This window comes from Hydrogenophaga sp., from assembly GCF_011390835.1.
GTDB lineage: Bacteria > Pseudomonadota > Gammaproteobacteria > Burkholderiales > Burkholderiaceae_C > Hydrogenophaga.
Genome location: NZ_JAABRQ010000054.1, coordinates 1 through 4,757 on the forward strand (window position 1 = coordinate 1; position 4,757 = coordinate 4,757).

Sequence of the window (4,757 nt, forward strand, 5' to 3'; positions counted from 1 at the left end):
ATGCTCCGAACCGGGTGCAGCAATGCACCCTACGCTTGGTGAGACTGAGGTAAGTCGTGGGCGCAGCAATGCGTCTGCGCTCTGGTCGTTGACCCAAGAAACCCCCGCTACAGCGCAAGCTTAGCGGCGGGAGATTTCATTACGGCAAGGCACTCGAAGTGCCTGGGTTGCTGCAGATGATGCGCGTGGTGCTCCCTCGCGCCATGCTGCGCATGAACCTGGCGCCCGCCTATGCCGACCCAAAGGCCCTCACCGACGAAATCACGGAGCGCTACCACGAACTGATGCTCGCGCCCGGGGCACGCAAAGCGATGCTGCAACGCATGGGCCAGATGGTGCTCACCGACCCTTTGCCCCGCTTGAGGACCATACAGGCGCCCACTCTGCTTCTGTGGGGCGAACTGGACGCGATGATTCCCGCGAGCAATGCGCAGGACTACCTCAAGGCGATCGCTGCCAGCAAGCTCGTCAGCCTGCCTGGCACCGCCACCTGCCACAGGAGGAAGCACCCGATCAGGCGCTTGAACCGTTGCGCGCCTTCCTCGCCGACCGAAGTTGGCCTGAATAGCGCGTCAGAGGCTGGCGCGCCTCGGCCTTGTCTAGGCTGGGGACGGGTCAGCCAGCGCCAGCTAGGCCCAGGGCGCTGCGCTCCCTGCAGATGTCAGGCCCTTCAGCAACGTGCCAGCAGCTGTGCCACGTTGATCGCCACCTTCACTTCACCGGGCGGCAAACTGGCTTGAACGGCGCAAGCAGCCTGCGCGGTATCCCTTAGTACAGGCTCTCCCAGCGGCGTGCCCATACGGCTGATCAAGGACATCACCTTAGGTGTATTCGCCTTCTGGCCACGGCGCACCACGACACCCGTCTCACCGTTAGCCAGCCGCACGTAGCTGCCCGGTGGAAAAAAGCCGATCACCTTCACGAACAGGGCACCCCAGCGGTCTGGCGTATGTCCGAATCCGAGGTACAGCTGCCGCGCCAGATCCTGCGACGGCAAAGAACCGCGACCTGCTCTCGGGCTGACGCAGGAGACAAAGCTGTCGGCCAACTGCAGCAGCCGATGCTCTACGCTGTCGACCCGGCGTCCAGCAGGATAGCCGGTGCCATCACTCCGTTCATGGTGCTCCTCGACCAGCCGCAGCCAGGCCAGATCGATCACTCCCAGTTCGCGAAGGGCAGCTGCACTGCTGAGAGGATGCTCGCGAATCATGCGGCGTTGCACCGCGGTGGGCTCGGCACCCTGTCGCGCGAGCTCGTCGTGCGCCCGCGTCATGCCGAGGTTCATGGTCAGTGCGGCCTGACTCAGGCGCCGACGTGTGTCAGCGGCTAGGTCGGCGGACGCGGCCACCATCTGGCACAGGCCAGCACACAGCAAAGCGTGTGTGGTGCTGTAGGACAGGCGGGGGGCGAACAGGTACTGCACCAGCACCAGCATGCTGGTGTCCGGTTGCAGCTGCCAAAGGTGATCCGCCTCTTGCTGCACACGCAGCAAGCGGCTGAGGAAGTCACTGGCGCCCGCTCCCTGATGCAACAAGCTGCTCAGGGTGGCGTGAAGCTCAGCCCAGGCTTCCTGGGGTGACGACACATCCGCTTTCGATTGGGCTTTAACGTCCACCGTCAGTGCACTGAGCTTGGCGATGTCACTAAGTGACTCATTGTTGCGCACCATCCGGTCGAGCTTCGCCGTGTACCCATAAGTCACGGCCTGCCATTCGCCAGCGAGTACGCCGGGCGAGCGCAACATGATCTGCTCGCGCTGCTTCTGAGTGGCGACCGTTTCCCCTTTGCGCAGCAAAAGGACGCCCTTGGGGTCCCAAAGATTGACCGGGACGGGCTGGTTCAGGACGAGTGCGTCCTCGGGCAGCAACTGGTACATAAGTCGAATGTATCCGCAGGCCTTCCCGTCAAACCTCAAATAACCACCTGAAAAATGGCGCAAAAACCTAGCGGCAGGGGGGAGGCTGGGCGAAAGGGGCCAGACCAGAACGCCGTCGATCCGATCTTGCCAGTCAGCCGGCATTGACCCCTTTCAGCTAGCTGCGGCCAAGCAGTGGCAAGGGCGGGTGAGGGTCATGGCCTTGATGGCCGCGTCAAGCGGGTCTCGGTGGCTGGAGGGCGTAGGCGCTGGAGTGCCCACTGCACCTAGCCCAACGTTGTATTTCACCCAAAAAGTAGAGCAGATCAGCCCTTGCGCGCAGGGCCCCCAGTCAACTCCGATACGATACGGTCCGATCGGGAGGAGCGACCCTTCACGGAAACGCCAGGAAGGTCTCACAGGCCTGGGAGCGGTCCTGTCGTTGCGGTCCTCCCGACGCAATCTGGCCAGATTTTGGTGGTGTTTTAGCCCAGTTTCTCGTCAATGCATTGCGTACAGTGATCACTTTCGCGGTGTCCCCCGCGATGTGACGTAAGTTGATCAACCCACTCTGAATGGAGAACCATGTCCAAGTCCCTGTTTCAACGCGCTGGCCTGCTGGCCGCAATGGCCTTGGCGGCCGCAACCCTTGTCGCCTGCGGCGGCGGTAGCGATTCCAGTACAACTGCCGCTGCCAAAGTGGTCGCGCTGTCGGACCTGAACCTGCCCATCAACACGGCCAACAAGCAGGCGGCTTTCGAGCTGCTGACCGCCGCAAAAGATGGATTTACGTTCACCGATGATCTGACACTGGTCGATAACACCACCGTGCCGCCTACTACTGAAACATTCTCGAAAGACGTAAAGATTACCGTCGGCGGTTCCAGCCCTGACACCATGACGTTCACCATGACATTCGGGAGCGGGATGGGGAGCACGTCTGGCGCCTTCAATTTCGGCTCATGCATCCTGGAAGTTCCACCGGGCAATCCTCGTGCTGGCACATATGAGATCAACAACTGTTCCGTCAATGTGGCCCTCAAAGATAAGACGCTGACCGTCAACACACCATTCAGTGCCTTCTATGTATGGTTGGTTGCAACCTTCCAATCGAATTCGTTCTTCTCCACTTATGAAGGCCTGCGTATCGATGCATCGGGCAACGTGACGTATGTCACCACCGCTGGCACTTCAATCCTGTTGGGTACCGTCCCTGTGGCAGCGCCCACGGGCGCGACCGGCAGCAACTGATCGCTCTGGCATAAAAGAGAAAACCCGCCTCGGCGGGTTTTTTCTTGACTACTCTCGGCCTGAGCAGGTGTCCCTAACCAGCTTCAAGCAGGCCCATGCCGACAGCAGGTCGCTGGATCGACTTTGTATCAATGCCCCCATTAGCGCCCTGCCGCCAACCCGTCCAGCACAGCCTCGCGCATGAATCGCGCTCGGGCCGCCAGATCGGCAATGCCATTGCGATCGAAATCGCTCACATCGCTGGCCAGGCCATGCCGCAGCGTGGGAGCCTCGGCGTAGCCACTGGTCAGAACGTTGTCTTTTTCGCCCACCTTGGTCTTCAGCCCCCAGCCCCAGCGATCAGCCCCGCGGACTGTGACCGGGCCAACGGAGGTCGCTGCCCGTGGGCCCAACGGGAAGCTGATTACAAAACCCAGCAGCTGGCGCCGGACGCTCAGCGCTGAAGTCGCTTTGCCCTGGCTGTTGGAATAGTAGAGCTTCATCTGGGTATCGCCCCACCAGTGCAACGAGGCCAGTTGCACGCCGCGGTCCCCACCCAGGAACTGCCCTGCCGTGGCCTCCACCTGCCAGCGCGCCGGCAACACGGTGTAGCGCAAAGCGCCCAGCACCGGTGTGCGCCGATCGCCGGTGTCTTCGGTCCGGTACACACCAGCCGTACCCGAGGCACGCAGCCGCCCATCTGCATTGCTCCAGCGGGCATCAACCTGTCCACCCAGGTAGCGCCGATCGAGGAAGCCGGCGCTGGCCTGGACCGCCACCCTGTTCGGCAGCGGCTTCCAGTAACTGAGCATGGCCTCGTCAAAGCCCACCGTGTCAAGCCGGTCATCGCCAAAAATCTCTCCATCGTCGAAGCGACTGGAGTTCGACACCGGCACTGTGAACGTGCCATGCCAGAACAGACCGGGCGCCAAGGCTACTTCGGCGCCGACCACCGCGGCCAGCGAGTAGTCGAACAGACCAAACTCGGTGCCGACGCGTGTGGCCAGCTTCGGCGAGAGCGCCAGTTGTGGCATCCACGCGCGAGCGTCACCCGCCTGTGCCGTCTCGCTAACCGGGGCTTGCAGCTTCGCCTGTAAAACCGCGGGTAGCTCCAAGTCGGCATTGAGGTACATGAAACCCCTGCCCTGCAAACCCGTTCGATCGGCGGCGCAGCGCCACTCCGGGCCCTGCAGCCACTCACGCAAACACCCGGCGCTGGCAAACGCATTCAGGACCGGCTGGCGCTGGTAGGTGAGCGTCAGCAGCAGGTCGTCAGCACCGTCTTGGCCCTGACTCTTGACCCAGACGGCAAGCGCGGCGGCCACGGCATCGACCTGGCTCTTGCGCCACTGGCGGGCCTCCGCGCGCACCTGCCAGAGGGCAGGCTGCTGCTCACTTGCCGACCTTCGCTGGACGGTCACATGGGCAAAGCCACCGGCTTCCAGCGCCTGCGCGAGGCTCTCGGCCGACGGCGCTGCGTTCGCTGGCAGCTGCTGCATGGCCAGAGCGCTGTTGAACCGGTCCTGCGATTCCGGCGTCCGGGTGGCTGCGCCACCCAATGCGACCTGCAGGGCAGCAGTGACCTGCCAGGCTTGTTGGCCCCCATCGGCGTTGCCGAACTTGCGGCTGGTCGCCAGCTGGAGATCGACGTCGCGCGAGATCGGGAGCCGGT

The 4,757-nt window shown here is 62.8% G+C and carries 4 protein-coding genes; 2 read left to right on the forward strand and 2 right to left on the reverse strand.

The features are described from left to right. The first annotated feature begins 158 nt into the window (after nt 1–158). Nucleotides 159–740 carry a hypothetical protein gene (locus GPT34_RS17440; protein WP_291015240.1) on the forward strand — a complete coding sequence of 194 codons (582 nt, stop codon included), beginning with the start codon at nt 159–161 and terminating at the stop codon, nt 738–740. On the opposite strand, the gene GPT34_RS17445 is transcribed toward GPT34_RS17440, so the two are convergent. Beyond that, nucleotides 671–1,876, reverse strand: coding sequence for an HD domain-containing phosphohydrolase (locus GPT34_RS17445; RefSeq protein WP_291015242.1), 1,206 nt, complete (start codon nt 1,874–1,876; stop codon nt 671–673). The two genes, GPT34_RS17440 and GPT34_RS17445, sit on opposite strands and share 70 nt — an antisense overlap. 564 nt (nt 1,877–2,440) lie before the next feature. Between GPT34_RS17445 and GPT34_RS17450 the strand changes: the two genes are divergently transcribed. Beyond that, nucleotides 2,441–3,106: a hypothetical protein gene (locus GPT34_RS17450; protein WP_291015244.1), complete on the forward strand. Its 666-nt coding sequence runs from the start codon at nt 2,441–2,443 to the stop codon at nt 3,104–3,106. Nucleotides 3,107–3,246: 140 nt separating this feature from the next. Here GPT34_RS17450 and GPT34_RS17455 read toward each other — a convergent pair. Then, nucleotides 3,247–4,757, reverse strand: a 1,511-nt coding sequence (locus tag GPT34_RS17455; protein ID WP_291015246.1) for a hypothetical protein, incomplete at its 5' end; no start/stop codon positions are given.

Excerpts from the sequence above, each read along its gene's own strand:
- GPT34_RS17445 (WP_291015242.1), bottom strand. The coding sequence starts at position 1,876 with ATGTACCAGTTGCTGCCCGAGGACGCACTCGTCCTGAACCAGCCCGTC.
- GPT34_RS17450 (WP_291015244.1), top strand. The coding sequence starts at position 2,441 with ATGTCCAAGTCCCTGTTTCAACGCGCTGGCCTGCTGGCCGCAATGGCC.